We start from the raw sequence: 1,232 nt of genomic DNA, 5'->3' as shown, positions 1-1,232 counted from the left end.
CTAGTGCCGCATCAGGCAACGTTCGCCCCGTTGTGACGTGCCGTCCGGTTGCTGCCTTGGGCATGGCCGGGCGGTCACAATGATCACGTGGCTGAACGGGTTCGGGTGCGGGACATCGATGACGACGAGGGACGACGGCTGCTGCGGATCATCCGCAGGGGCACCGGCTCGGTGGTGACCTGGCGGCGGGCTCAGATGGTGCTGCTGTCCGCGCAGGGCATGCCCGTTGACAAGATCGCGACGGTGACGTTCACCAGTCCGGACCGAGTCCGCGACGTGATCCACAACTTCAATGTCGACGGCTTCGACTCGCTCTATCCCAAGTACCGGGGCGGTCGACCGAGAACCTTCACGCTGCCCGAGCGGCGCGAGATCAAGAAGATCGCCAAGTCCAAGCCGGCCGAGCACGGCCTGCCGTTCTCGACCTGGAGCCTGGTCAAGCTGGCCGACTTCCTGGTCGCCGAGGGGGTGGTCGACGACATCAGCCACGAGGGCCTGCGCATCCTGCTCCACGAGGAAGGCGTCTCCTTTCAACGCGTGAAGACCTGGAAGTCCTCCAACGACCCCGACTACGCCGCGAAGAAAGCCCGGGTCGAGCACCTCTACGCGATCGCCGACGGCGAGGTCATACCTGAGGAAGACGAGCCCCAAGTCATTTTCTGCATGGACGAGTTCGGGCCGCTCAACCTCCAGCCCCACCCCGGCCGCCAATGGGCCGAACGCGGCGGCAAGGGCAAGGATCCCGACCGCGAGCCCCGACCGAGACGGCGGGCCACTTACACCCGCCCCCACGGCGTCCGCCACCTCTTCGCCGCCTACGACCTGGGCAAGGACCAGCTCTACGGCCACATCAAGAAGACCAAGAACCGCTCCAAGTTCCTGGAGTTCTGCCGCTACCTGCGCTCGCTCCATCCGATCGGGATTCGTATCGCCATCGTGTGCGACAACTACTCTCCGCACCTCACCACCAAGCGGTGCCGCCGGGTGGCGGACTGGGCCGAGGCCAACAACGTCGAGATCGCCTACACGCCGACCAACTCATCCTGGCTGAACCGCATCGAGGCCCAGTTCACCGCCCTGCGCTATTTCACCCTGGACGGAACCGACCACGCCAGCCACAAGGAGCAGGGCAGCATGATCCGCCGCTACATCATCTGGCGAAACAAGCACGCCCAGGACGAACGCCTACGCGAGGTCGTGAACAGGGCGAACGTTGCCTGATGCGGCACTAG

The 1,232-nt window shown here is 65.1% G+C and carries 1 protein-coding gene; it reads left to right on the top strand.

The features are described 5' to 3' along the window. The first annotated feature begins 87 nt into the window (after positions 1-87). Positions 88-1,221: an IS630 family transposase gene (locus ACZ5ON_RS36090; RefSeq protein ID WP_465601862.1), complete on the top strand. Its 1,134-nt coding sequence runs from the start codon at positions 88-90 to the stop codon at positions 1,219-1,221. Positions 1,222-1,232: the final 11 nt, after the last annotated feature.

The organism is Kitasatospora sp. NPDC032150 (genome assembly GCF_055579945.1).
Note: the sequence above shows the minus strand (reverse complement) of the source record. Positions and strands in the feature narration are given on the sequence as shown.